The 25,185-nt window shown below is 56.1% G+C and carries 26 protein-coding genes; 14 read left to right on the plus strand and 12 right to left on the minus strand.

The genetic code is table 11. The features are described from left to right. Positions 1-53 precede the first annotated feature (53 nt). The 3 genes from GG681_RS02915 to grxD all read left to right on the plus strand — a co-directional run bounded on the left by GG681_RS02915 (position 54) and on the right by grxD (position 1,085). Positions 54-290, plus strand: a complete 237-nt coding sequence (locus GG681_RS02915) for a BolA/IbaG family iron-sulfur metabolism protein (protein ID WP_153544862.1) — start codon at positions 54-56, stop codon at positions 288-290. Beyond that, a complete protein-coding gene (locus GG681_RS02920; protein WP_153544864.1) occupies positions 291-515 on the plus strand; it encodes a hypothetical protein in 225 nt (74 codons plus the stop codon). 204 nt (positions 516-719) lie between these two features. Continuing rightward, the gene (gene grxD / locus GG681_RS02925) at positions 720-1,085 is read left to right on the plus strand and encodes a Grx4 family monothiol glutaredoxin (RefSeq protein ID WP_153544866.1); all 366 of its coding nucleotides are present in this window, start codon (positions 720-722) and stop codon (positions 1,083-1,085) included. A 69-nt stretch (positions 1,086-1,154) separates the two neighbouring features. Here grxD and GG681_RS02930 read toward each other — a convergent pair whose 3' ends face one another. From GG681_RS02930 to GG681_RS02945, 4 genes are all read right to left on the minus strand, one after another. Further along, positions 1,155-2,114: a calcium-binding protein gene (locus GG681_RS02930; RefSeq protein ID WP_153544867.1), complete on the minus strand. Its 960-nt coding sequence runs from the start codon at positions 2,112-2,114 to the stop codon at positions 1,155-1,157. 219 nt (positions 2,115-2,333) lie between these two features. Continuing rightward, positions 2,334-4,103, minus strand: coding sequence for a calcium-binding protein (locus GG681_RS02935; RefSeq protein ID WP_153544869.1), 1,770 nt, complete (start codon positions 4,101-4,103; stop codon positions 2,334-2,336). A gap of 261 nt (positions 4,104-4,364) precedes the next feature. Next, positions 4,365-4,781 carry a cell division protein ZapA gene (locus GG681_RS02940; RefSeq protein ID WP_153544871.1) on the minus strand — a complete coding sequence of 139 codons (417 nt, stop codon included), beginning with the start codon at positions 4,779-4,781 and terminating at the stop codon, positions 4,365-4,367. Next, complete coding sequence (locus GG681_RS02945) at positions 4,781-5,791, minus strand: coiled-coil domain-containing protein (RefSeq protein ID WP_153544873.1); 1,011 nt, start codon at positions 5,789-5,791, stop codon at positions 4,781-4,783. Before GG681_RS02945 ends, GG681_RS02940 begins: the two co-directional genes overlap by 1 nt. A gap of 284 nt (positions 5,792-6,075) precedes the next feature. Between GG681_RS02945 and tkt the strand changes: the two genes are divergently transcribed. The 3 genes from tkt to GG681_RS02960 all read left to right on the plus strand — a co-directional run bounded on the left by tkt (position 6,076) and on the right by GG681_RS02960 (position 9,642). Continuing rightward, complete coding sequence (gene tkt, locus GG681_RS02950; protein WP_328593242.1) at positions 6,076-8,097, plus strand: transketolase; 2,022 nt, start codon at positions 6,076-6,078, stop codon at positions 8,095-8,097. A gap of 132 nt (positions 8,098-8,229) precedes the next feature. After that, a complete protein-coding gene (locus GG681_RS02955) occupies positions 8,230-8,859 on the plus strand; it encodes a hypothetical protein (protein ID WP_153544875.1) in 630 nt (209 codons plus the stop codon). A 225-nt stretch (positions 8,860-9,084) separates the two neighbouring features. Beyond that, complete coding sequence (locus tag GG681_RS02960; RefSeq protein ID WP_153544877.1) at positions 9,085-9,642, plus strand: GNAT family N-acetyltransferase; 558 nt, start codon at positions 9,085-9,087, stop codon at positions 9,640-9,642. Between the two features lie 121 nt (positions 9,643-9,763). Here GG681_RS02960 and GG681_RS02965 read toward each other — a convergent pair whose 3' ends face one another. Next, the gene (locus tag GG681_RS02965) at positions 9,764-11,125 is read right to left on the minus strand and encodes a DUF3179 domain-containing (seleno)protein (protein ID WP_153544879.1); all 1,362 of its coding nucleotides are present in this window, start codon (positions 11,123-11,125) and stop codon (positions 9,764-9,766) included. A gap of 419 nt (positions 11,126-11,544) precedes the next feature. On the opposite strand from GG681_RS02965, the gene GG681_RS02970 reads away from it, so the two are divergent. After that, entirely contained in the window at positions 11,545-11,826 is a 282-nt protein-coding gene (locus tag GG681_RS02970) for a PTS sugar transporter subunit IIB (RefSeq protein WP_153544881.1), read from the plus strand. Next, a complete protein-coding gene (bfr, locus tag GG681_RS02975; RefSeq protein ID WP_153544883.1) occupies positions 11,789-12,274 on the plus strand; it encodes a bacterioferritin in 486 nt (161 codons plus the stop codon). The genes GG681_RS02970 and bfr overlap by 38 nt, the downstream gene beginning before the upstream one ends. A gap of 491 nt (positions 12,275-12,765) precedes the next feature. Here bfr and GG681_RS02980 read toward each other — a convergent pair whose 3' ends face one another. Next, positions 12,766-13,632, minus strand: coding sequence for an EamA family transporter (locus GG681_RS02980; protein ID WP_153544885.1), 867 nt, complete (start codon positions 13,630-13,632; stop codon positions 12,766-12,768). Positions 13,633-13,712: 80 nt separating this feature from the next. Between GG681_RS02980 and GG681_RS02985 the strand changes: the two genes are divergently transcribed. Next, positions 13,713-14,195, plus strand: a complete 483-nt coding sequence (locus tag GG681_RS02985) for a MarR family winged helix-turn-helix transcriptional regulator (protein ID WP_153544887.1) — start codon at positions 13,713-13,715, stop codon at positions 14,193-14,195. A gap of 489 nt (positions 14,196-14,684) precedes the next feature. Further along, positions 14,685-15,197 carry a hypothetical protein gene (locus GG681_RS02990; RefSeq protein ID WP_153544889.1) on the plus strand — a complete coding sequence of 171 codons (513 nt, stop codon included), beginning with the start codon at positions 14,685-14,687 and terminating at the stop codon, positions 15,195-15,197. Positions 15,198-15,266: 69 nt separating this feature from the next. Here GG681_RS02990 and GG681_RS02995 read toward each other — a convergent pair whose 3' ends face one another. Further along, positions 15,267-16,217: a DUF808 domain-containing protein gene (locus GG681_RS02995; RefSeq protein ID WP_153544891.1), complete on the minus strand. Its 951-nt coding sequence runs from the start codon at positions 16,215-16,217 to the stop codon at positions 15,267-15,269. A 238-nt stretch (positions 16,218-16,455) separates the two neighbouring features. Here GG681_RS02995 and gap point away from each other — a divergent pair, with 238 nt between their 5' ends. Both gap and GG681_RS17660 read left to right on the plus strand, forming a co-directional pair. After that, complete coding sequence (gene gap, locus GG681_RS03000) at positions 16,456-17,457, plus strand: type I glyceraldehyde-3-phosphate dehydrogenase (protein WP_153544893.1); 1,002 nt, start codon at positions 16,456-16,458, stop codon at positions 17,455-17,457. 79 nt (positions 17,458-17,536) lie between these two features. After that, positions 17,537-17,680: a hypothetical protein gene (locus GG681_RS17660; RefSeq protein ID WP_194287126.1), complete on the plus strand. Its 144-nt coding sequence runs from the start codon at positions 17,537-17,539 to the stop codon at positions 17,678-17,680. Between the two features lie 81 nt (positions 17,681-17,761). Here GG681_RS17660 and coaD read toward each other — a convergent pair whose 3' ends face one another. The 3 genes from coaD to GG681_RS03015 all read right to left on the minus strand — a co-directional run bounded on the left by coaD (position 17,762) and on the right by GG681_RS03015 (position 19,830). Next, positions 17,762-18,259 carry a pantetheine-phosphate adenylyltransferase gene (coaD, locus tag GG681_RS03005; RefSeq protein ID WP_153544895.1) on the minus strand — a complete coding sequence of 166 codons (498 nt, stop codon included), beginning with the start codon at positions 18,257-18,259 and terminating at the stop codon, positions 17,762-17,764. Positions 18,260-18,448: 189 nt separating this feature from the next. Then, positions 18,449-18,883, minus strand: coding sequence for a CBS domain-containing protein (locus GG681_RS03010; protein WP_153544897.1), 435 nt, complete (start codon positions 18,881-18,883; stop codon positions 18,449-18,451). Positions 18,884-18,933: 50 nt separating this feature from the next. Next, a complete protein-coding gene (locus tag GG681_RS03015; protein ID WP_153544899.1) occupies positions 18,934-19,830 on the minus strand; it encodes a LysR family transcriptional regulator in 897 nt (298 codons plus the stop codon). Between the two features lie 168 nt (positions 19,831-19,998). Here GG681_RS03015 and GG681_RS03020 point away from each other — a divergent pair, with 168 nt between their 5' ends. Continuing rightward, positions 19,999-21,498, plus strand: a complete 1,500-nt coding sequence (locus GG681_RS03020; RefSeq protein WP_153544901.1) for a CoA-acylating methylmalonate-semialdehyde dehydrogenase — start codon at positions 19,999-20,001, stop codon at positions 21,496-21,498. Between the two features lie 50 nt (positions 21,499-21,548). Here GG681_RS03020 and GG681_RS03025 read toward each other — a convergent pair whose 3' ends face one another. Continuing rightward, positions 21,549-22,460: a hypothetical protein gene (locus GG681_RS03025; RefSeq protein WP_153544904.1), complete on the minus strand. Its 912-nt coding sequence runs from the start codon at positions 22,458-22,460 to the stop codon at positions 21,549-21,551. Between the two features lie 192 nt (positions 22,461-22,652). On the opposite strand from GG681_RS03025, the gene GG681_RS03030 reads away from it, so the two are divergent. Further along, a complete protein-coding gene (locus GG681_RS03030; protein ID WP_153544906.1) occupies positions 22,653-23,255 on the plus strand; it encodes a L,D-transpeptidase in 603 nt (200 codons plus the stop codon). Positions 23,256-23,294: 39 nt separating this feature from the next. Here the strand turns inward: GG681_RS03030 and GG681_RS03035 are convergent, their stop codons facing one another. Next, entirely contained in the window at positions 23,295-25,046 is a 1,752-nt protein-coding gene (locus GG681_RS03035) for an O-linked N-acetylglucosamine transferase, SPINDLY family protein (protein WP_153544908.1), read from the minus strand. Positions 25,047-25,185: the final 139 nt, after the last annotated feature.

Consider the following 25,185-nt stretch of genomic DNA (forward strand, 5'->3'; position numbering starts at 1 on the left):
ACCCGGCGCAGCCCTACATTTTCTACAAACAGTTAGAAGGACATCGATCCCCCATGCCCATGCAGGCCCATGAAATTGAAGCGCTTTTGCGCGAAACCTTCCCAGATGCAGAGATCCAGGTCGGCGGCTCCGACGGGGTGCATATGTCAGCAATGGTGGTGGATGAAAGCTTTCGCGGCAAAAACCGGGTGCAGCAGCAACGCGCGGTTTATGCCGCACTAAAAGGCAAGATGGACGGGGCCGACGGTGATCTGCACGCGCTGGCACTAACAACCAAAGCGCCCGAATAAATGGATTGGCGGTGGGTGGTTCTGGGACTGCTTGTGGCGCTTGGAGCCGCGATTGCGCTTGAGGTCTATCTAAAGCGCAACCACCACCGCAACCTATCGGCATCGCGGCCGGAAAAACCTGTGCGCCCGCTTGGCATGGAAGCCACTGATGTGAAACAGGTTGAAGAGGCCCATGCCAGCAACCGCGCCCATCAAAAACGAAATGACGCGCTGTCACGCCGCTAGCGGGTGATCACAATTGGATGATGGGCCCGCGGCACTGTTGGCAAGTGCGACAAAAGCGGCCTTTCATGGGCTGGTTCTATTTATTGATCTTGCGTATATCTTTGCACTAGCCCTATGTGAGTTTAGAAAACTTCTAAAATATGGACCACGCTTTTGGCGCGTTGAACGGCAGATGCGCCGCCGCGCCTGGAAACGGAGACAAAAATGACAGATGTAAACGCCCGCATCGATGAAACCGTCAAAGCCAATGATGTTGTGCTGTTCATGAAAGGCACCAAAGAAATGCCGCAATGCGGTTTCTCTTCGCGTGTGGCTGGCATTTTCAACTACATCGGCCTCGATTTTGTCGACATCAATGTGCTGGCCGACGAAGAAGTGCGTCAGGGCATCAAGGACTATTCCGACTGGCCCACCATTCCGCAGCTTTACGTCAAAGGTGAATTTGTGGGTGGCTGTGACATCATCACCGAGATGACCCTTTCGGGTGAGCTTGACACGCTGTTTGTCGACAATGAGATCACTTTCGACAAAGAGGCCGCAGACAAGATCCGCGAAGCCAACCAAGAATAAGTCAGACAACCTGCTGACATCAAAAAGGCCTGCCAGTTTTGGCAGGCCTTTGTTGTTTCGTGCAACTCTTTAGCTGATCGCATCAGCATCATAGAAGAGCAGTTGCAGATCATCTACGGTCAGCGTGTCCCCCGCATCTTCGACCCGTGCCAGCGTCACCCCATCCTGCATGATCAGCGCGTCACCAGTGTCTGTGTCATTGACCACTGTAATGCGTGCGTTTGACTCTTCGATCTCCTCTACATCATCCACATCAACGAGGATGCTGATGGTGTCCTCGCGGGGTTCGTAGTCGGTGATATAAGCCGGGCCGCTGGGGGAAGGATCGGTGAACAGGGCAAAGGTGTCATTGCCGTCACCACCGGTTACAGTGTCGCCTGCGCCAAAGATCGTAAAATCATTGCCGTCACCGCCGTTGATCACATCAGCGCCATCGCTGGCCGCCTCCAGTTCCAGACCGGTGAGCGGCTCACCGTGGTCAATGAACTCTTCGACCTCGCGCAGGTCATCGCCATGCTCAACCGCTACGATCAGATCATCGCCCTGATCGCCGTTCAGCGTATCTTCACCGTGGCCACCAAACAGGACATCGCTGAAGCTGCCGCCATTGATCAGATCATCGCCCGAACCACCAAAGGCAACATCGGTGCCAGAGCCGCCAAACAGGGTGTCATCGCCCTGATTGCCAAACAGCGCGTCGTTCTCTGCGCCCCCTTCTAGGGTGTCGTCACCTTCCATGCCAAAGAGAATATCGACATTGTCGCCGCCCGAAAGCGTGTCTTCGCCGGCGCTACCAAACACCGTATCCGAGCCCGCGCCGCCATTGATTTCAACGTCTTGCGCATCGACGAACAATGAATCATCGCCCTCGGTTGCGCGTTCAGAGGTGCCTTCGGGCACCTCAGGCAAGAAGCGTTCTTCTTCGCCTTCATCAAAGGAGGTTTCATTGCGGTTGTCGTCATCATCATCGTCGATCGACAGGACAACGCCCCCAACCAGGAGCGTGGCAAGCAGTGCAACACCAATCATTTCGCTGATCCAATATCAGTTACCAATTGGTTAAGGGTTACGGTAAATTTTCCACAATCCAAAGATGAATTTAACAAGTTATCTCAATTAACTATCTATATAAGCTGATGCGCGAGACAGTGGCCGCATGGCGCAAAAACTGTTTCCGGGTCGCAAAAATTGTCACAAAAAAACCTGCCCGGACGCGCCGCGCAGGTCTTTGATTCTCAGGCCGTGGTATCAGCTCACAAGGACCCGGAACGCCAGGCTTTCGACCTCACCGGCTGCGCCAACAACCCGCGCCAGGGTGACACCCTGCTGCACGATCAACGCATCATCACCGTCCTCTTCGATGGTTAAATTCTCATCCGCAGGCCCCGGCACGGTTCCATTGACCACAATCTGGATTACATCTTCGTCTGGGTCATAATCGGTGATGATCGCAACCCCTTCCGGGGTTTCATCGGTCAGGATGGCAAAAGTATCAGAGCCGGTGCCGCCCGATGCGATATCTGACGCGCCCACAACCAGGATGTCATCACCTGCGCCGCCGTTCAATGTGTCAGCGCCCGAGGTGGTGGTGCTGTCAAAGGTGACCGTTTCCTGTGATTGAACAATGTTGTTTTCACGCAGCTGGTCGGCATCTTGCTGATTTGGCACCCGGTCGAATTCACCGCCGTAAACAAAATCATTGCCATCGCCGCCTGAAACCTCATCGGCACCGCTGCCGCCAACCAGGAAATCATTGTCGTCACCACCGGAGACTTCATCGGCGCCCGAGCTGCCAAAGAGCACATCATTGCCTTCGCCGCCGCTCAGGACATCATCACCGTTGCTGGCATAAAGAATGTCAGAGCCATCGCCGCCTGCGATCGTATCATCACCGCCCTGACCAAACAGCGCATCATCACCCTCGTCGCCAAAGACAATATCATCGCCACGTCCAGCAAAGACGGTGTCATCCCCCTCGCCTGCGCTGATGAGCTCGGCCTCATCACCTTCAAGCTCGATGCGATCGGCAAAATCGGTGCCTTCAACTGCGCCCGGTGGAAGTTGTGTCGCATCTGGTGCCTCAGGAAGCGGCACAAGGGAGCCATCCTCGCTCACACGCACAAGCGAGATGTCATCCAGCGTCAGCTGTCCCGCGCCATCTTCGATGCGGGCGATGGTCACACCGTTTTGCAGCACCATGGCATCACCGGTGTCGTCATCTTCCACCAGTTCAAAATTACCCTCATTCAGGGTACTGTCCGGATCATTGATCTGGATTTCGATACTGTCTTCATCCGGATTGTAATCAGAGATGTCGGCAATACCCTGCGCGCTGTCATCGCTTAGCACCACAAAGCTGTCTTCGCCTGTGCCGCCGATCCCAACATCACGGGCCCCAAGATATAGCGTGTCGTCACCAGCGCCGCCCACCAGCGTATCCGCGCCAGAAACGGAGTTTTGCATGGTGACGCTCAGACCTTCGCCAGCGGCAACAGAGTCGCGCAGCTCATCCGCAGTGGGTTCGCGGTCAAACTCGCCGCCAAACAACACATCATCGCCGCCTTGACCTTGCAAAATATCATGGCCAGAACCGCCAACGATCAGATCGTCGTCATTGCCACCCACCAGCAGGTCTTCGCCAGAGCTGCCCAGCAGCGTATCGGCGCCGTCGTCGCCAATGACCGTATCGTTGCCAGCGCCACTGTTGATCACATCCGCATCGTCACCGCCCGACAGCGTGTCATTGCCAGCCTGCCCTGAAATATCATCGCGGCCCGCGTCGCCATTGATCTGATCGTTGCCCGCGCCTGCAAACACGGTGTCATCACCGTCCAGCGCTTCAAGCGTATCATCGTCATCACCCAATTGCAGCAGATCGCCAATGTCGCTCGGCAAATCCGGCTCTGACTGCTGTTCGGTGTCGCGTTCCACATCCGAACTATTGTCATCATCATCGTCAAAAATAGCAAACAGGGCTCCTCCAATGAGGAGCGTGCCAAGCACGTATAATCCGATCATCGCAATCGCCTCTTAACCATTCGTAAATACCCTGGAGTTGTAAGAGGATCTTTTTGACTGGACAAGTTAAACCAAAATTTCGGGGCTTCCGGGCTGGTTTACCCCCGTTTCTGGCCACGATTGACCACAGAGCAGAAACAAAAAAAGCCCAGGCTGCAGCACTGTTGCAACCTGGGCTTTCGAAATTTCAATACCTGAATGCGACTCACTCCTTGGGTGATCAACCACGTGCAGCGGGGCGCAGTCAGGGGGGGCTGTGGATCAGCCTGCGGCTTTTTCCTCGATCTCCTGGGCCAGGCTTTCGGCGCGGGCGGCAAGTTCTGCCAGCGTGTCTGAAACCTGCGGCGGGATCACCGGAACCTCGATCTGTTGCGGCGCGGGTGCGGGCGCTGCGCGCAGGGCTTCAAGCTCGGCGGTGATTGCAGCAATCTGCGCGTCTTTCTGCGCGATCACGGCTGTGACCTCCTTGTTGCGATCCTCAACCGCGGCGGTTTTATCCGCAAGCAGCAGACCCGCCATCAAAAGCATACGCGATTCCGGCATGCGGCCGATCTGATCTGCAAGCACCTGCGCCTCATCGTCAAGCATGCGCGCGGCGGATTGCAGGAAGCTTTCTTCGCCCTCCTGACAGGAGACTTCAAAATCGCGGCCACCAATATGAATGATCACTTCGGGCATTATTCATCCTCTCCCTGCGGCAGGTTCTGTGCGGTGGCCAAAAGCGGCTCGAGCCGGGAAATCACCATCGACATCTCAGCGCGGTCGGTTTCCTTGGCAGCGCGCAGACCTTCGATTTCGGCCTGAAGCGACGCGTTGATCAAGGCGGGATCACCCACGCCTTCGGCATTGGCGGCGCGCAGGGCGGCGTTGGAGCTCACCAGTTGATCGTTGGCGGCACGCAGGTTGCCAAGCTCCTGATCCAGTTTGATCAGCTCGGCGCTGTCATCAACCGGCTGCTGCGCCAGTTGAAGTTCTGATTTCAGGCGGGTGTTTTCTGCCTCGAGCGCGGCAAAATCCACCTCGGAAATTGCGGGCTGGGTATTTGCAGCGGCTTGGATCGCGTCCTGGGCAGCGGCTTGCGCCGCAGTCAGTTCAGTTGCGTGTTGGGCCGCCTGTTGCTGCGCCGCGTCTGCTGCGGCCTCAGCTGCCTGAGTTGCGGCCTGACGTTCCGCATCAAGATCGGATGTCAGCTTGGCGATTTCTGCGTTCAGCGCATCAACATCCACCTCGGCCGCGAGCATGGCGGCTTCCAGCTCGCTTTTGAGACGGGTGTTTTCCGTCTCCATGGTTTCGCAATGTTCCTTGGAACTGGCGGCCTCATTCTGGGCGCCTTCCAGCGCGCCTTTCAGCCGGTCCACCTCAAGGCGCAGCGCATCACGTTCGGCGGTATTGCCAACTTCATTGCGCAACAGCTGCACTTCGGCTTCCAGCGCTTCCATCGCGGCGGGGTCTGCGCCACCACCGCTGGCGTTTTCTGCGGCGAGCTCAGCCTCATCAAGACGGCCGCGCAGCACTTTCAGCCGCTCTTCCAGCTGGGCGTTGGCGGTGCGTTCCTCATCGAGGGCGCGTTCCAGATCTGCATTGCCGCCCGCAGAGGATGCGCCTGCGGCTTCCAATGTGGTGACGCCGGAACTGATCCGCTCCATCGCGGCCAGGATCCGGGCCTGCAACTCTTCTATATGCTCCATGGCTGTCCCTATGCCTGTTGTCTGCCTCATGCCCTGCACATAGCTGCCCCCTAAGTGGGGTCATTGTTAGCGTGCATCATCGCCATTTCCGGCGAATCACGCGCGCGCAGCTGCACATGGCATCTTGTTTCACCGAACAGGAGTAAATGAGCGCCTTAGCGCTTTCAAGCGCTTGCAGCCGAAAGCCGCGACAATAGCGGTTTTCCCGCCTTCTGCGGCTTGCACTTTGCCGTATCGGTGCTATTGAGCGATTTGTCCGCACGATAGCCATAAGGAAGACTCCAGTGGATCTGACAGCCCTGCGTTCTGCAAACCCCGAGCATTGGTCCAAAGCCGCCGCGATCCGCGGCCTGACCCTCGATGCGGTTGCTGCCGCCAATTCCGGCCACTCCGGCATGCCCATCGGCATGGCAGATGTGGCCACCGTGCTTTTTGAAAAGCACATGAAGTTTGATGTGGCCGCGCCAAGCTGGCCGGACCGGGACCGGTTTATCCTGTCCGCGGGCCACGGCTCGATGCTGATCTATTCCCTGCTCTATCTCATGGGCGACAAGCAGGTGACCCTGGATCAGGTGAAAAACTTCCGCCAGATGGGTCAGCTGACTGCGGGCCACCCGGAGAACTTCCTGCTGGATGCAGTTGAGGTCACCACCGGTCCGCTGGGTCAGGGTATTTCCAACGCTGTGGGTTTTGCCATGGCCGAAGAAATGCAGCGCGCCCAATACGGCAAAAAGATCGTCGATCACCACACCTATGTGATTGCGGGCGACGGCTGCCTGATGGAAGGCATCAGCCAAGAGGCGATCGGTCTTGCTGGCCGTCATTCGCTGGGCAAACTGATTGTGCTGTGGGACAATAACAACATCACCATCGATGGCACCGTTGAACTGTCGGATCGCACCAATCAGGTACAGCGCTTCAAGGCCTCGGGCTGGCACGTTCTGGAAATCGACGGTCATGACCCTGTGGCCATCGACGCCGCAATTGAAGCCGCGAAGAAGACCAAGAAACCCTCGATGATTGCCTGCAAAACCCATATCGCACTGGGTCACGCGGCACAGGATACCTCCAAAGGGCACGGCGCGCTGACCGATGCAGAGCAGCTGATTGCGGCAAAAACCGCCTATGGCTGCCCGCTCGAAGCCTTCGACGTTCCTGCAGATGTGAAATCCGCATGGGAAGCCATTGGTGCCCGTGGCGCCGAAGAACGCGCCGCATGGGAAGCGCGTTTTGCCGAAGTGTCCAGCCAGAAACAGGATCGGTTCAACCGCGCCTATGCGCTGGAAGCACCAAAGAAACTGTCGTCTGTTGTGCGCGCGCTGAAAAAGCAGGTCTCGGAAGAGCAGCCCAAGGTTGCCACCCGTAAGGCATCTGAAATGGCGCTGGCCGCGATCAACCCGGTGATGCCGGAAACCGTGGGTGGCTCGGCTGACCTCACCGGTTCCAACAACACCAAGACCGGTGATCTCGGCGTGTTTGACACCGACAACCGCAAGGGTCGTTATGTCTACTGGGGTATCCGTGAGCACGGCATGGCCGCAGCGATGAACGGTATGGCCCTGCACGGCGGCATGCGCCCCTATGGCGGCACCTTCTTCTGCTTTACCGATTATGCGCGCCCTGCGATGCGTCTGGCGGCCCTGTCGAAACTGCCCACCGTTTTTGTCATGACCCATGATTCAATTGGTGTTGGTGAAGATGGCCCGACCCACCAACCGGTTGAGCATCTGGCAATCTGCCGTGCGACCCCGAACACCTATACCTTCCGCCCGGCAGATGCTGTTGAAACCGCGGAAGCCTGGGAAATCGCGCTGTCGTCCAAAGAGACGCCTTCTGTGATGGCGCTGACCCGTCAGAACCTGCCGACCGTGCGCACCGAGCACAAGATGAACAACCTCACCGCACAGGGTGGTTATGTTCTGGCGGATGCGGAAAACAAGCGTCAGGTGATCTTGATCGCAACCGGTTCCGAAGTGTCGCTGGCGATGGAAGCAAAAGCCAAGCTCGAAGCAGAAGGCATCGGCACCCGTGTGGTTTCCATGCCCTGTATCGAACTGTTCCTGGCGCAAGACGAAGCTTACCGCCGCAAGGTTCTGCCTGCAGGCCCCGTGCGCGTGGGTATCGAGGCAGCCGTGCGTGATGGTGGCTGGGATCGCCTGCTCATGGGTGAGCGCGGCCAGGAAAAGAAAGCCGCCTTTGTTGGCATGGCGTCCTTTGGCGCGTCGGCCCCTGCGGCGGAACTGTTCGAAAAGTTCGGCATCACCGCAGAGGCGACTGTGGCCAAGGTCAAAGACCTGCTGGGTTAAGGCTTTGCCACGATAATGATGAAAAGAGGGGCCTTTGGGCTCCTCTTTTTTTTTTGCTGCTGTATCTGTGTTTTTAGCGTTTCTTAGCTCCTGATTGGTCATGTTCCACCTCGCAATCCAGAGGAGATCAGAATGATCGCAGTAATCGCAAAACATGCGGAGCAGATCCGTTCCACAGGCCAGCCCCCGCTGCAAACTGTCCGGGAGCAGCAGTACAAGGGCAGTGATTTTGCCTCAGTCTATGGCAATATGGATGCGACCCGCGCCAAGATCCAAACCACGATCACAGGCTGGACGGCGGACACGCCTTACAGCCAGATGCGCAAAGAGGCGCAGGCGCTGATGACCGGTGATCTGGAACAAGACACCGAGATTTTTGCCACAGCGCTGTCTTTTGTCAAAACCCCTGAGCAGATGCATGCCCTTGTCGATGCAATGACCACAGGCCCGGACAACAATCTGCGCGAGACGCTGCAGTCGCTCGTGGAAGGCGCACGCAAGGGGATACCAGCCCTGCATGAAGAGCTGGAGCGGCTGAAGGCAGCAAAAGAGGCATTGCAGGCCCAGGAACCCAGCTCGCCCCAGATGGCAGAAGCGCGTGACAAGGCGATTGAGCGGATCGACCGCGAAATTGCGCAGATCCAGGAAGCCATCAAAGAGAAGCTGCAACGCTCCTTTTATGGCGGCAGCGAATTGGAAGACCACAGGTCAGCTGTGGTGCAGGCAAGTCTGGCGCAAACGGCGGCTGAACAGCTGCACTAGTCTTAAGGCAGCGCTGAATTCATGTTGTTTAGCGGCGTGGTGATGGGTGTACTGTCGCGAACTGCTATTGAGCACAATTCGGGCCAGTCCGCCCAGCTTTCTGAGCTGCGATCTACTTGGATGTTTTTGACGGGGCGCTAATGGTAGTTACCTGGTTCCCTTGTTGACCAGCGCCTTGTTCACAAAGAAGCTATGCAGTTAAAGATCTGAATTCCGGAACGTGAAATGAGATTAGTCAAGCCAAGCGTTGATCATGTTTCAGCGTATATTGAGGCATTGGAACGAGGTTGGTCACCAGACAACCTGCGCCCTGAGGCAGCGCTAGAGCAGTTGCAGAAAATTTCCGAAAATGCCTTGAAATTCGTTGCAAACCTTGATGATCCAAGTGCAAGGGCTGGACCAATCACATTGCCTGATGGTTCGAAAGTGCCGCGTTTACCAAGTATCCGCCGCTGGATATGGTCAGACGGGTTTTGCGGCCACATTAGTTTACGCTGGCAACCGGGAACAGAGGAATTGCCACCTACTTGTGCGGGACACATCGGTTATAGCGTTGTGCCTTGGCGGCAGGGAGAGGGATTGGCAACTGCAGCGCTCTGCGCCATTTTACAAGAAGCCAAGCCGGTTGGTTTAAAATACGTAGCAGCAACCACCCGTCCTGACAATTTAGCCTCTATCCGTGTCATTGAGAAAGCCGGAGGCCAACTGATGAAAAGTTACAATGCCAATAAGGCTCTTGGTGGTCATGAGACTTTGGAATTCAGGATTTCTACCACTGCCTAGGTCACTTTTGGAAGTGCTCAATGGTGGCGCATCAAAAGACTGTGGTTGAACCACGCGCAAATGCGACCCAAGGGCGAGAGAGTTCGCCCCTGGGCCAAATCAGTTTTGAACGCTGTTGGCTTCACCCTTCCCAAACGGCCGTGCCGGGATGAAACTGTGACCAGGCGAACCAGAAGGCCTGATGGCTGCCAAGGTCCCTGCCCGCATTGTCTACCGCGCGTAACCCGCCGCCATCGAGCACCAGTGAGACGTTTTCATAGCTCACGGCGCGGCCGCGTTTCAGGGCAGACACCGCTTTGGAGCGTTGAAACGCCACTGGTTTGCCCGAGGCTGTGACAATGCCAATTACATCTTCCTGTACCGGCAAACGCGGATCCACATCGCCCACCGGGAAGATCGGCCCATCGGCATCACGCCCATTGCGGAAATCAAAATCACGCCCCAGCGCCAGCTCTTCGACCAGAACGGTGGTATTGGGATGCGCCTTTTTCCAATCGCCCCAGGTGGTGGTGACCACGCCCGCTTGCTGCAAGGTTATGCCCTTGCGCGCCAGCGGTCCGGTGACGGCTTTGCCAAGAAACGTGTCAAAGACCGAGCCGCTCTCTATGTCGTACATCACTTTGTTGGAGCGAATGAGCAGGCCCGAGGTGCGCAGCACCGGGCGTTTGATGCCAAGGCCATCGGTGAAATAAGCCTGCGCCGCACCACACAGCGTACAATAAGGAATGCCAAGGTCACGCCCGCCAAGGGTGTCATTGACCATCTCGCGCACTTCCATAATCCGGCGCGGATAGGCGCGGGCTTCGCCGTTGACCACAATGCCAAACACAATGTCTTTGTTTTTCAGCCAGCGGGCGTCTTTGGCGTTTTGCACCTTGGGGTTATCAGCGGCGGGGATGCAGTTGCAGCGCGCATCGGTGGTGTCATAGGCGCGTTCATCCATCAACACGCCCCCCCAGGATACATGTCGCCAGTCAATGTCACCTTTGACAAAGAGCCGCTCCCAACCTGGTTCAATCGAAGTAAAGATCTGGCGTTTGTATTTCAGATAGCCGGGCGGTGCCGGGATATCCCAGGCAATCAGGTGATCGGTGATCACCCCCCAGCCATTGCGGCGTGGCGGTTTGATGTTCAAAAGCTTGGCTGCGCCCTCGGTCAGGATGTTGTTCAGCCCCTGATGGGCGGTGAACCGCATCATATCGCTGATCAGCCAGACCACGCGGGGGTCTTTGCTTTCGACCAATCTGGCAAAAGCGACGCGATGGGCCTCGCCCCAGGTGCCGCTGAGCAGGCTATCCACCAGCGCCACCTGCATGGCGCGTTTCACGTCGCGCGCCATATTGCCGTTGGGGATCGCAGGGGGCTGGCCAAATTCCGCAATGACATAATCAGGCAGCTCCGTTTGGTTTTGCGCATAGGCAGGTTGAACCACCAAGGTAGCGAGCGCCACAAGCGCAGCCCGAAGAATACGTGAAGCAGACATAAGATTTCCCCCTGTGAACTGCGCAACGGAGACAGCACTGACCGCCGCAGTATCAGTGTCGCGGCAAATCGACCTGCGCGCCAATCACGTTCAATCAGGCTCGGGTGATGATCTGGCCCCAAAATGAAGCGAGTGATTTGTTGTTTTTTCACGCGAGTTCACAGATTGATTCGCGGATTGAGAATAAATTTCCACCGCGCGGGGGCAAATCACGCTGGTTTACCGTCGGCGGGAGGGGTGCGACACTCTGACACAGTAACCACTAATGCACTGTATTTCCGACATTTTTCATACACTTTAGAACGAGTCTAATAACTTTTCCAACCTTTTTCGACAGAATTATATCCCTATCTTTTTTGTCGGAATTGACCTGCGGGGCAAAAATGACAATATCGCGAGGACGTTAGACAGAGAAGCCCATGATCGTTTGTAGTTGCCAGTCCATCTCCAGCAGCGATATCAACAGCGCCATCAGCTGGATGCGTACCTCCGATCCGGAGACGATCATCACTCCGGGCAAGATCTATCGCGCCCTTGGGAAGAGCCCCGACTGTGGTGGTTGCATGAAATTGTTCGTTGCAACCATGCGCAAAAGTGACAAGTTTGAAGTGCCAGCGATACTTCGCGGCATGAATGAAACGCTGTCACAGGAGAAGGGCCACCATGAAGGGCGACAAGAAAGTCATCGAATATCTCAATAAGGCCCTGCGCGTTGAGCTGACTGCTGTCAGCCAGTTCTGGCTGCATTACCGCCTGCAGGCGGATTGGGGCCTTGGCAAGCTTGCCAAGAAAATGCGTGAGGAATCCATCGAAGAGATGGAGCACGCAGACAAGCTGATCGACCGCATTCTGTTTCTTGAGGGTCATCCGAACCTGCAAACACTCGATCCCCTGCGGATCGGCGAAGATGTTCGCGAGACACTGACCTGCGACCTCGAAGCAGAGATGGAAGCCGTGGCGCTTTATAGCGAAGCGCGCAAATACTGCCAGGATGTGGGGGATTATGCTTCGATGAAGCTGTTTGATGACCTGATCCTTGATGAGCAGGGTCACATCGACTTCCTCGAAACTCAAATCGGTCTGCACGACAGTATCGGCGCGCAGAACTATGGCGCACTGAACGCAGAGCCCGCTGACGCGGCCGAGTAAGAAAACGTTGCACCCGGCGCGGGTGCCACCACTCACAATATCGGTTTCAAGAAAGGTCTAGGCCGCAATCAAGGAAAGTATCCAGCCACTCGATCCAGGTACTCCATCCAGCCCGGTATCATATCCAGCCAATCGCCAGATATGCGCCCAGCCAGACAGACACCCAGACAGAGACGCCAGAGAAACCCCAGACAGCAGCCTAGGCCACCCGAAATAAACAGCGATCCGCCAAGCCAGACCAAAAGAGGTCATACGCCCAGCCAAGATTTGATCCAGCCGCCAGCCCGCCACCCAGCCTACGCCAGGGGCAAGCCCGCATCGCCAGATCACGCATCCATCCAGCATTTCGCCAGATCGAGCCAGTAGATCGAGGGTTTCTCTCGCTCATCCAGCTATCGAACGGAAGCCAACCCGCGCATCGGCACAACGCAGAAAGCCGCCCCTTCGAGGGCGGCTTTTTCGCATTTTCACAATATGTTGCGGCGGTTTGTTCAGGTTCTTCTCTGCTGCGGCTGGCGCAGCGCATATTGCCCCATAACCACGCTCATAAGCACGGTGGCCACCCCGGCAATTTGCAGCGAGCTGAGTGTTTCGCTTAGGTAAAGCCAGCCGAGCAGTGTTGCGCTTATTGGGCTGAGCAATCCAAGCAGGGACACCTCGGAGGGATGGATTTTGCCAATGCCGCGCAGCCAGATGATATAGGTCAGCGCCGCGCCAATGAGGCCAAGATACGCAAGCCCCGCAAGGTTGGTAGCGCTCAGCGTGGCAAGACCCGTATCTGCCACCAGCAGGCACGGCAGCAGTAGCACCCCACCCGCCGTAAGCTGCCAGGCGGTGAAGGTCAGCGGTGACACCGGTGGCTGCCATTTGCGGCTAAGCACGGTGCCAAACGCCATTGAAGTCGAACCACCAACCCCGGCCGCAAGCCCCCAGACATCCAGCGCCGCATCAGAGGTCAGCACCAAGAGCGCCACCCCAACGCCCCCTGCCCCCACAGCCAGCAGCGCCAGCCGCCGAATGGGGGAGCCCAGCAACAGCCGCGAAGCAAAGATCACCACAAAGGGCTGCAACGCCCCCATCAAGGCCGCCACCCCGCCGGGCAGCCGATAGGCCGCCACAAACAGCAGCACCCAGAAGATCGAGAAATTCAGCGCCCCCAGCAGCGTGATCTTCCAGAGCCACGCCCCATTTGGCAGCTGGCGCACCAGACACAACAACAAAAGCCCCGCAGGCAGCGCCCGCAACAGCGCCACCGAGAGCGGATCGAGGTTGGGTAGAAATTCGGTGGCAACAATATAGCTGCTGCCCCAGATCAGCGGCGCGGTGGCCGTCAGGCTTAGATTAAACAGGCGTTGCATTGGTCACTTTCTATTTATCTCGACATCAAGATAATGCCACTTACCTTGACGTCAAGATAACTGCGTGCCATTCTGTTTTCATGTTTGATATCGAAGACATCCGGACCCAATGGGCCAAGCAGCGACCGGATCTCAACACTGCACCGATGGGGTTGATTGGCCGCATGGTGCGGCTGACGGCATTGTTTGATCAGGAAATGAACAAGACCTTTGCCGCGCATGGGCTGAATTTTGCGAGCTTTGATGTGCTGGCAACGTTGTTGCGCTCAGGCCCACCCCATGCGCTGCCGCCAAACCGGCTGCTGGAAACCATGATGGTGACCTCGGGCACGATGACCAACCGGATTGATCAGCTGGTCAAAGAGGGTCTGGTGCGGCGCCTGCCCAACCCCAACGACAAACGCAGCGTACAGGTGCAGCTGACGGAAGCAGGTTTCACCAAGATCAATGCCGCGGTGAGCGATCACGTTCAAACGCAGAAACACCTGGTTGCGGGGTTCACAGAGGATGAGCAGGAAACGCTCAACCAGCTGCTGGATCAGGGATTGCGACATCTGGGCTAATTTCATGGTGGTTGGGAATATCTGACCAGCGGAGTGCTTACGGATTGACTCCAGCTCCCTTTGCGCCCTAAGAATTTTCACGGAAAAGTGATAATCAGCAGCGCGCTGATTTCGCGTCTCGGTTCAGAAAGCAGCTTTAAATGTGTGTTTCCGGTTTAATATTGGAACAGGCAGGATTATTCCCACCAAAGCAATTTGCCCCAAAGCCAACTCTTGCATACCGTCGCTTGCGGCCGGGGTGCGATTATCGATTAGCAGCGGCACTGCAATGACGTGCGGCACTGATGCGTCCGGCGCGGGCAAACGTGACGGTCTCTTAGGATCCGCATACACAGCAAAGCTGAACACGCCCGCTTAGGCCAGCCACAGTTTACTCAATATCTAAATACTGAGTTCAGCGTCCTTCTTGAGCGCATGATTATTGGTTTTTCGCGTGTCTCCTACCGGAGATGCGGTTTCCAACCCAATATAAATGACAGGAGAACCCTTATGACTGACATCAACAGCCCACATACCGCGCAACGCCACGCGTATAGTGCCGGGCTCTATCGGATCACAACCATTGCAAATCTGCTGCTGCTCCATTGGGGTGTCTATTGGTTGATGAATGGTCTCGACAAATTCCTAAACCGCACCGATGTGGGCTTGTTTGTCTGGTACGGCAAGGATCGCAGCACCCAGTTTGGCGACTATCTGGAAAACACCGGCACTTCGCTTTCGGCGCTGGAGCCGATCCTTTATTTCACCGGCATCATTGAACTGCTGGTCTCCATCCCACTGTTCATGATCCTTGCTGCCGCAATATCCGGAAAGCAGATCAGCCAGGCATTTCTTGAAATGTCATTCGTTCTGGGCGGAGTGATTTTTGTCGGCTTTTCCTTCTTTGACGTGATCTTTGGGGATCGCGCCGAACTGTGGGAGCACGGCACATTCCTGATCGGCCTGCTGTTGAGCTACAAGCTGGTCAAAGATGGTCTGCAAGAGCGTTCGCAGCTGGTGTGATGTCTGGGCACGGCAGCATTTTGCCACCTATGCCCAACACCACATCGGCCCATCTATTGTCAAAAGACATCAATGCGCGCTGGATTTGCCCAAGAGTGGCATCATCACCTTGGTCACCAGCGGGATCAGTACAAGACCCACAACAAAACCAAGAATGCCATCAATCACCGCTTTGGTGATCCATTCGATCAACGCATCCCCATGACCCACCGCATGGGCCCAGTGGTGAATAAGCTCTTCGGGGCCGTGCCAGCCCATTTCGTGCAGCGAGTGAACAATAATCGAGCCACCAACCCAAAGCATCGCTGCCGTGCCCACAATGGTCAGCAGTTTCAAAAACCACGGCATCACCACTACAATACCACGCCCCAGGGCGCGCACGGCGCTGACTTTGCTGACACGGGTCAGCCACATGCCCACATCATCCATCTTCACGATGATCGCAACCACGCCGTAAACCGCAAAGGTGATGACAATCCCCACCACCGCCAGCGTCACGGCGCGCAGCCAGAGCTGGTCTGCCTCAATAGTGGCCAGCGAGATGGTCATGATTTCAGCTGACAGGATAAAATCGGTTTTGATCGCGCCTTTGACTTTTTGTTCCTCAAGGTGGGATTTGTCGCCCACATCATGGCTGCCATCGGGGCCTGCGTCATGGCCGTTGCGATGCATCAGCACATGGGCGATTTTTTCCGCGCCTTCAAAGCTCAGATAACAGCCGCCCAGGATCAACAGCGGCGCAATCAGCCAGGGTGCAAAGCTTGCCATCAAAAGCGCAACCGGCAGCAGGAACACCAGCTTGTTGATGAGCGAGCCGCGCGCAATGCGCCAGATCATCGGCAATTCGCGCGCCGGCGCAAACCCGGTGACATACTTTGGCGTCACCGCCGCATCATCAATAACAATGCCCGCAGCTTTTGAACCTGCCTTGGCCGTTTGGGTGGCAATATCATCCACCGAGGCCGCGGCCACTTTGGCAATTGCAGCCACATCATCCAATAGCGCCAGTAACCCGCTCATCGTCCTGTTCCTCTTTTGCGTCCTCTGCCCCGCGCACCCTAGCGCAAATCGGGCCTAGCACAAGCGTTAGCGCCATCGCCAGAAATTAACCGTAATTCGTTATCGCCATCGGTGATTTCGTTAACGCCACCGGTCATGTTTTGCGCTAACAGTCTGGCTTTTAAACGTTTTTTTCCTTTAGGAAATTAAGGTATAAAGTTATAGCACCGCCAACCACGCTTGCCTGGAGAGATGCAACATGACCATCAAAGTAGGTATTAACGGATTTGGCCGGATCGGCCGATGCACCTTGGCCCATATCGCTGGATCGGGCCGCGACGATATCGAAGTGATCAAAGTAAATGCCACCGGCCCGCTTGAGACCGCTGCGCATCTGATCAAATACGACAGTGTCCACGGCCGCTTCCCCGGTGAAGTGAGCATTGGTGAAAACACCATGAACCTGGGTCGTGGTGACATGCAGATGTATTCCACCTACGACATGGCTGAGCTGGACTGGGAGGGCTGCGATGTGGTTCTCGAATGTACCGGCAAATTCAACGATGGTGAAAAAGCCAAAACCCACCTTGATCGTGGCGCCAAGCGCGTGCTGCTGTCTGCCCCCGGCAAGAACGTTGACCGCACCGTTGTCTATGGTGTGAACAACAACGAGCTGGTGGCAAGCGATGTCATGGTTTCCAATGGCTCTTGCACCACCAACTGCCTGGCGCCGCTGGCGAAGGTTCTGGATCAGACCGTTGGTGTTGAATCGGGCATCATGACCACGATCCACGCCTATACCGGTGATCAGCCGACGCTTGATCGTCGTCACAAGGATCTTTACCGTGCCCGCGCAGCTGGCATGTCGATGATCCCAACCTCAACCGGTGCGGCCAAAGCACTGGGTGAAGTGCTGCCATCAATGAAGGGCAAGCTGGACGGTTCTGCCATCCGCGTCCCCACCCCGAATGTTTCGGCCGTGGATCTGACCTTCCGTGCCACACAGGATGTGACCGCAGAGCAGATCAACTCCATCTTCAAAGAAGCTGCCGAAGGTGAGATGAAAGGCGTTCTGGGCTATGAGCCTGCGCCGCTGGTGTCCACCGATTTCAACCACAGCCCGGAAAGCTCGATCTTTGCACCGGATCAGACCCGCGTTGTTGGCGATCGTCTGGTACGTGTTCTGGCCTGGTATGACAACGAGTGGGGCTTCTCCTGCCGGATGGCCGATGTTGCCATTGCCATGGGCAAACTGGGCTAATTCAGCCGCAGATCTTGAGATTATGCGCCCGGTCAGTCATAACTGGCCGGGCGTTTATTCATTCAGAGTGCCAATTGTCATGACCCATAAGATAGCTGTTTGGCTTGGCAGCCTGATCCTGCTGGCACTTGTTTTAAATGTGCTGATGTTTGGCGATACCCATCTGGTGTTTCTGGGCAAAAAGCTGTTGGCACTGACCCATTGGATGGCCTTTTGGCGTTGAGCGCACAAAAAACGGCCCCCGCAGGAGCCGTGTTTCAAGCACTGTAAAAACCCTTGTGTGACCGCAGCCACCGCGCGGGGCTTAGCCTTCGCGGAGACGCTCGGCCAGTTTTGCCTGCACCCGTGGCGTCACAAAGGTCGACACATCCCCACCAAGACGGGCGATTTCCTTGACCAGTTTCGACGCGATCGCCTGATGTTTCGCTTCGGCCATCAGGAACACGGTTTCAACCGAGCTATCAAGCGCGCGATTCATGCCAACCATCTGGAATTCATATTCAAAATCCGCAACCGCGCGCAGCCCGCGCACGATCAGCTGCGCGCCAACATCATGGGCGCAATCGATCAGAAGGTTCTCAAACGGATGGGCAACAATTTCGGTGCCGGTCTCTTCGCTGAGCTTGGCGCATTCAGCTTCGATCATCGCCACACGCTCTTCGAGTGAAAACAAAGGACCCTTGTCGCGGTTGATGGCAACCCCGATCACGAGCTTGTCCACAAGCGCGCTGGCACGGCGGATAATGTCCAAATGACCCAAGGTGATCGGATCAAAAGTTCCGGGATATAAAGCAACCCTCATCACGCTGTCCTCCTGGCTGGCTTTGGCTGCACGCAATCATATTTCGTGGCAAAAGTGCAAGGGGGCGTGGCCTGGAATTTCACATGTTTATGGGTTTCCCAACGTAAAACCATAAAATTCACCAAGGCCATTGTGATCTCTTGCACATATGGGCGCTGAGGCAGAGCCTGCCCGCCTCAGCACGGGGTGTTACAAGCCGCGGATCATGCCCTCAAGCGCGTCTTTTTCCATCTCAAGCTCGCTGAGCTGCGCCTTGACCACATCACCCAAAGTGACAATGCCAACCAGCTTGCCCTCTTCCAGAACCGGCATGTGGCGAAACCGCCCCTCGGTCATCTGGCGCAGCACATCCTGTACATTGGAGTCTTTGCTGCAGGTCACCAGATCTTTGGTCATATAACTGCTGACAGGCTCAGACAGGCAGCCGCTGCCGGTTTGGGACAGTTCGCGTACAATATCGCGTTCTGATAGGATGCCATCAGCTTTGGTTCCGTCAGAGGACACCACCACAGTGCCGATCCGATGTTTCGCCAAAATTGATGCCGCCTGGGATACGGTCGCATTGGGGGCAACTGTATGCACCGATGCGCTGGCCTTGGATTTCAGGATCAATTGGACAAGCATTATAGCTCCTCATTAAATGCTAATATCTTGATCCTTCCGGCAACATCGCATCAAGTCAAGGCTTCGAGCCGCTCAATCTCTTCGCGAATACCGCTGGAAAGTTCGCGCGCGAACCGATTGAGCCGCTCACTGCGCTGATCGCCTTGATGGCGAACCAGATAGAAACTGCGCGTCAGGCTGATTTCATCGGTGAGGATCTTTCGCAGCATCCGATGTTCAGGCAGGGTGAAATCATGCGCCACACACAGCGCGGAACCCTGCGCCGCCATACGCACCTGCACCGAGACCGAATTTGATGCCATGGCGACCCGATCGATGCCCAGCTCGTTGAGGTAATCCAGCTCACGGTCAAAGATCATATCGGGGATATAGCCGATGACCTTGTGGTTTTTGATCTCCGCAACCGATTCAATCGGCCCATGTTCGCGCAGATAATGGCGCGAGGCCACCAGATGCAATTTATAGTCGCAAATCTTTTGCACCATCAGCTGGCCCGCAGTGGGGGCGCTGACGGTCACCGCCATATCGGCCTCACGTCGGGACAGGTTGATCAAGCGCGGCAAGGCCACGATCTGAATATCAAGGTCGGGGTTGGCATCCGAGATTTTTGCAACCACCTGCGGCAACACATAATTTGCACTGCCATCGGGCGCGCCGATGCGGATCTGGCCCGACAATGTATCGCTTGGCCCTGACAATGCTTCGCGCCCGGCGCGCATCGCCTGTTCGGCGGCTTCGGCATGGGCCAGCAAACGATCACCTGCCGCGCTTAGGGCATAGCCCTGCGGTGATTTCACAAACAGTGAGGTGCCAAGCGCGCTTTCGAACCGGGTGACGCGACGGCCCACCGTGGCCGGATCCATCTTGAGCACACGGCCTGCGGCCGACAGGCTCGCCTCGCGTGCGACCGCCAAAAAGACTTTCATATCATCCCATTGCGGATCCATAACTGCCCTGCTCCTTTCTGGAGATTTTCTGGCAAGACCCTAAATCTATCAGGGTTAACCAGCGGTAAATGCCTTGCGTTTTTGCAAACTCTGTTTGAAATCTTTCCTCTTCTCCGATGTTTTTTGCAAGACTAACATGGGCACAAGTTCAAACATTGGAGGACTCCCATGACGGAAATCACCCATCTCATCAACGGCGAGAAAGTTGCCGGCACTTCTGGTCGTTTTGCCGAAGCGCGCAACCCTGCCACTGGCGAAATCATCAGCAAAGTTCCTTTGGCCACCAAAGAAGAGCTGGATGCAGCGGTTGAAAAAGCAGCTGCCGCGCAGAAGGAATGGGTAAAGGTCAACCCACAGCGCCGCGCGCGCGTGTTCATGAAGTTCGGTGCGCTGATCAATGAACACATGGATGAGCTGGCTGAGATCCTGTCAAAAGAACACGGCAAAACCCTGCCCGACGCCAAAGGCGACATCCAGCGTGGTCTGGAAGTGGTTGAAACCTGCATGGGCGCACCGGCCATGAACAAAGGTGAATACGTGGGCGATGCGGGCCCCGGCATTGACCTGTATTCCATCCGCCAGCCTCTAGGCGTTGTTGCGGGCATCACCCCGTTCAACTTCCCTGCGATGATCCCGCTGTGGAAAATGTCACCCGCTGTTTCCTGCGGCAATGCAATTATCCTAAAGCCTTCTGAGCGCACCCCCAACACCGCCATGCGCCTGGTTGAACTGTTCCAAGAAGCCGGTCTGCCCGAAGGTGTGGTGCAGGTTGTACATGGCGACAAGGAATGCGTTGACGCGATCCTCGACAATGAAACCATTCAGGCTGTTGGCTTTGTTGGTTCCACCCCGATCGCGCAGTACATCTATGGTCGCGCCGCCACCAACGGCAAGCGCGCACAGTGTTTCGGTGGTGCCAAGAACCACATGATCATCATGCCCGACGCCGATCTCGACAAGGCGGCAGACGCGCTGGTTGGCGCAGGCTTTGGTGCCGCTGGCGAACGCTGCATGGCGATCTCGGTTGCGGTTCCGGTTGGCAAAGAAACCGCCGACCGACTGGTTGAAAAGCTGGTGCCCAAAATCGAAAGCCTCAAAGTTGCGCCTTACACCGGTGGTGATGATGTTGATTTCGGCCCTGTTATCACCGCGCAGGCAAAAGACCGGATCGAAGGTCTGATCACCTCGGGCGTTGAGCAAGGCGCAAAGATCCTCACCGATGGTCGCGGCCTGTCGATCCAGGGGTATGAAGATGGCTATTTTGTTGGCCCGACCCTGTTTGACGATGTGACCCCAGACATGGACATCTACAAAGAAGAGATCTTTGGCCCGGTTCTGTCGATGGTGCGTGAAGACAGCTATGAGGATGCGCTGCAGCTGGTGATCGACAATGAGTACGGCAATGGCACCGCGATCTACACCGCAGATGGTGATGTGGCCCGTGACTTTGTGAACCGCGTCAATGTTGGCATGGTTGGGGTGAACTTCCCGATCCCGGTTCCGCTGTCTTACTTCTCATTTGGCGGCTGGAAAAAATCCGGCTTTGGCGATCTGGACCAATACGGCCCCGATGCGTTCAAGTTCTACACCCAGTCCAAAAAGGTCACCTCGCGCTGGTTCTCCGGCATCAAGGATGGTGCGGCGCTGAACTTCAAAGCGATGGACTAAGTTTCTGACCAGACTTGGAAAAGCCCCGGTATGCGCCGGGGCTTTTTTATTTAGGCAACCATCAATGCCGCAGATGGCATCATTTGATCGCCCATGATTTCCGGCAGGATCCGGGTGTTGCGTGCATCATTCAGGGTATGGGCAATGCGGTGCTGAAACCCCTTGTCGCGCCAATAGAGATTATGCGCAAACGGTAGCCGACCAAGCCCCGCAGGCAGGACACGGATCCAGTCTTCTTTCAGCTCACCACGATCCACCATGCCCTGATAGGCCGGTGCCGAGGGAGCCAAAGGCATCCCCAGCACATCGTCGCGATCATTGATATTGATCCACCACGGCGCCACTTTGCGCCCCGCGTCGGGCGCAACCCGCAGGCCTGGGTTGGAAATCGGCGTCACCTTCTGGCGCGGCTGATTAAAGGTGAAGATCGGAATATTGCAGCCAAAGGTGACAAAATGGGTCAGCGTTTCACCCGCCTGAAAGCTGCTTTTGGGGGTGAACATCGCCTGTTTGTGGGCAATGTCGTAGATGTAGTTTGACATGATATGCCCGCCGAGCGAATGCGCCAGCACCAAAAGCGGCGTATCACCATCGGTCAGCCGTTCCAGCTCCCGCAGGGTGCGGGCAATGCGACAGTGGATGCGCCGATAGGTGCGGCTGCCATCCTCATCCCGGCGATATGCCGCCGCATCGGTCAGCCGGTTCATCACAAAACTGCGGCTTTTGGGCCAGCGCGCCCCTTCCTGTTCGATCAAGTGGCGCTGATAGTCTTCCTGGCGGCGTTGCAGGATGTCGGCCCAGAAGACCTCGCGCCAAACCACATTTTCAAAGACCTCATCCCCCAAAATCTGGCGTAAGCCCCAGTAAAGCTGGGTGGAAAAGCTCAGCTCATAGGATTGAGGCGGCCTGCGCCCCTGGCTGCCCATTCCGTGAATAACCGCAACGGCAAGTTTCTGCCCCATAACACTCCCCTAAAATAATGGCCAAATCTGGTGCCAAATAACTGATGAGTTATCGCAAATTATGCACGTAAAAAGTGTAAAACAGAGCGCAGCCATGCGCAAGAATACGCAAAAGTGAACCCCTGCCCCTTGGCAAGCCCCCCATGATCATCTTATGTCGCCTAAACAGCATAACAACACAGTGTACATCAGATGACCAAGAATCCCCTGACCCGCCGCAGTGCCCTGATGGGCTTGGGTGCATCACTGGCCACACCCACCTTGCTTCGCGCCCAATCCACTGATGCATTCCCGCAGGATGAGGCCGCAATCCGCGACCAATTCCCAGTGTCGCGCAATATCTCTGCCTTTGCCCAGCAACATTGGCAGGACCATTTTGACACGCTTGGCGTTGGCTGCCTGCTGGCTGACATCGACTCGCGCGCGCTGCATTACTGGGGCGGAGATGGCGAAACCTATCACCTGTTCCCCTCCTCGGTGCCGTTGACCGAAGAGCTGACAAAGCGCGGCTATACCAAGGTTGTGCGCAAGCGCGAAAACCCAAGCTGGACCCCAACCGCATCCATGCGCGAACGCGACCCGTCGCTGCCAGTGCGCATTGGCGGTGGCGAAGTCGGCAACCCGCTTGGCACCCGCGCCATGTATCTGACTTGGCCCGCCTATCTCATCCACGGCACCCACGACACCCGCAAGATCGGGCGTCAAAGTTCATCCGGCTGTATTGGTCTTTACAATCAGCACGTTGAACAGCTGTTCGCGTTGGTTAAAATCGGCACCCAGGTGCGCCTGCTGTAACCTCGATAGAGAAAAGCTCCCGCAACAGGCGGGAGCTTGTTACAGGTGTAAATCGCGCGGCGCGTGCCCGGTTTCAATGTTTGACAGCGCCTTTTCCAACATCCGCTCCCAGTTTCGGGTGAACCTTGCGGTGTCAAAAAGCGGCGCGCTCTTACGCTTTTCGGCCACTTTTTCACGCAGGCGGCGCAGCTCAGTCGGGTTTTCCGCAAGAGCCAGAATGCGTGCCTCATATTCTTCGGCGCTATAGGTGATCAATTCTGGCATCTCAAAGGCATTCAAAATGCTAGACGCAACCCGCGCAGCAAACTGTTTGCCCTGAAACGTTACAATCGGCAACCCCGCCCAAAGAGCATCAGAGGCGGTGGTATGGGCGCAGATATTAAACGTATCCAGAAAAAGATCGGCGCGTGCGAGCCGTGCCAGATGCTCAGGCTGTGAGATGGAACTGCAGAAAATCAGCCGATCACGCGAAATGCCGCGTTTTTCAGCCTCGTTGCACAGGTTTTCCATGGCTTTTTCTTCGGTCGCCCAATGCCACAGCACACTATGGGGCACCTTGGCCATGACCCGCATCCAAATATCAAATTCTGCCGGGGTAATTTTATAGGTGCCATTAAAGCAGCACAGCACCAGCGCATCTTCTGGCAGGCCCAGCTCTGTGCGGGTTGGTACCGTCGACGCAATTTCGCGCTGATCGTCCGTCACCTGATAGCATTCCGGCATATACAGAATGTTTTCAGCGTAGTAGCGGCGCAGTTCCTGTGGGATCATCACCTTATCGGCAACGATGTAGTCCACCGCTTTCAAGCCCAGCGTGCCGGGGAAGCCAAGGTATGAAATTGTAACGGGCGCGGGCCTGCTTGCAACCAGCCCATAGCGACCGCCAGCAGTGAACCCTTTGAGATCAACCGCGATGTCGATTGCGTCGGATCTGGCCAAAGCAAAGATTTCATTGTCAGATAGCTTTTTGACCCGGTGATGGTGATCAACGCTTGCAGAGACCCGCTGGCTCATCTCATCGGACACGTTTGAATAATCATATAGGTAGATTTCGAACTTATCGCGATCGTGCAATTCGAACATCCGCACCATGAGCCACATCGTGGCATGGGCGTAAACATCGGATGAGAAATAACCAATCCGGATTTTATCCCCTGCCGCCCGTTTGCGCGGAGCTGGTCGTGGCGGCTCCTTTATTCCGAACCGGGTGCCCGAATAGATGATGGACTTTTCAAATTGAAGCTGGGGATCATCATAAAATGACATGATCGGACCCGGCGCAAGATTGGCGACATGCTGATTTAGCATGTGTCGCAGCTTGGGCAGCGTCTCCCATCTGTCCCAATCCGCATCAAGCAGCGATTCAAACATCAGGCTCACAGCGGCAAAAATATATTCCTCGTCACAATCAGCGGCTTTTTTAAAGAAGTCTTTCGCAGCCGCGCGATCCCCCGAGTTTTTTGCCACGCTGCCAAGATTGTAGTAGGCCTTGGCATCGTTGGGATTGAGCGCCAGAATTTCCAACAACGCAGCCATAGCGTTGCCATAATCAGATCTCGCAAGATGGGCACTTGCCTGAAGGCTTTTGATTGTTGGGTTTGTGGGATCAAATTCGACCGCTTTCGCCAAGATGTTCAACGCCACATCCAGCTCGTTCAGCTTTATCTTTTCGTGGGCAACTTTCAGCAGTGCAGCCATATCCTGCGGTGACAGTGTCTGCGGCGGGATCAGTTGCGACAGAACGGGTTTCCCGGACATGGCACCCGGCGCGTGAATCTGTGTGTGTGACACTTTGGGGAAACCTTTGCTAAAATCATCCCGGACCAGAGCTTGCGAAATCACAATCTCTAGATGTTACCTGTAACGTTTTGTTTCTGCGCAATTCTGGCCGTTGCACTGTTGAAACAGCCGGGGATGCGCCCATAGGGCA

Source organism: Tritonibacter aquimaris, assembly GCF_009617595.1.
Taxonomy (GTDB): Bacteria; Pseudomonadota; Alphaproteobacteria; order Rhodobacterales; family Rhodobacteraceae; genus Epibacterium; species Epibacterium aquimaris.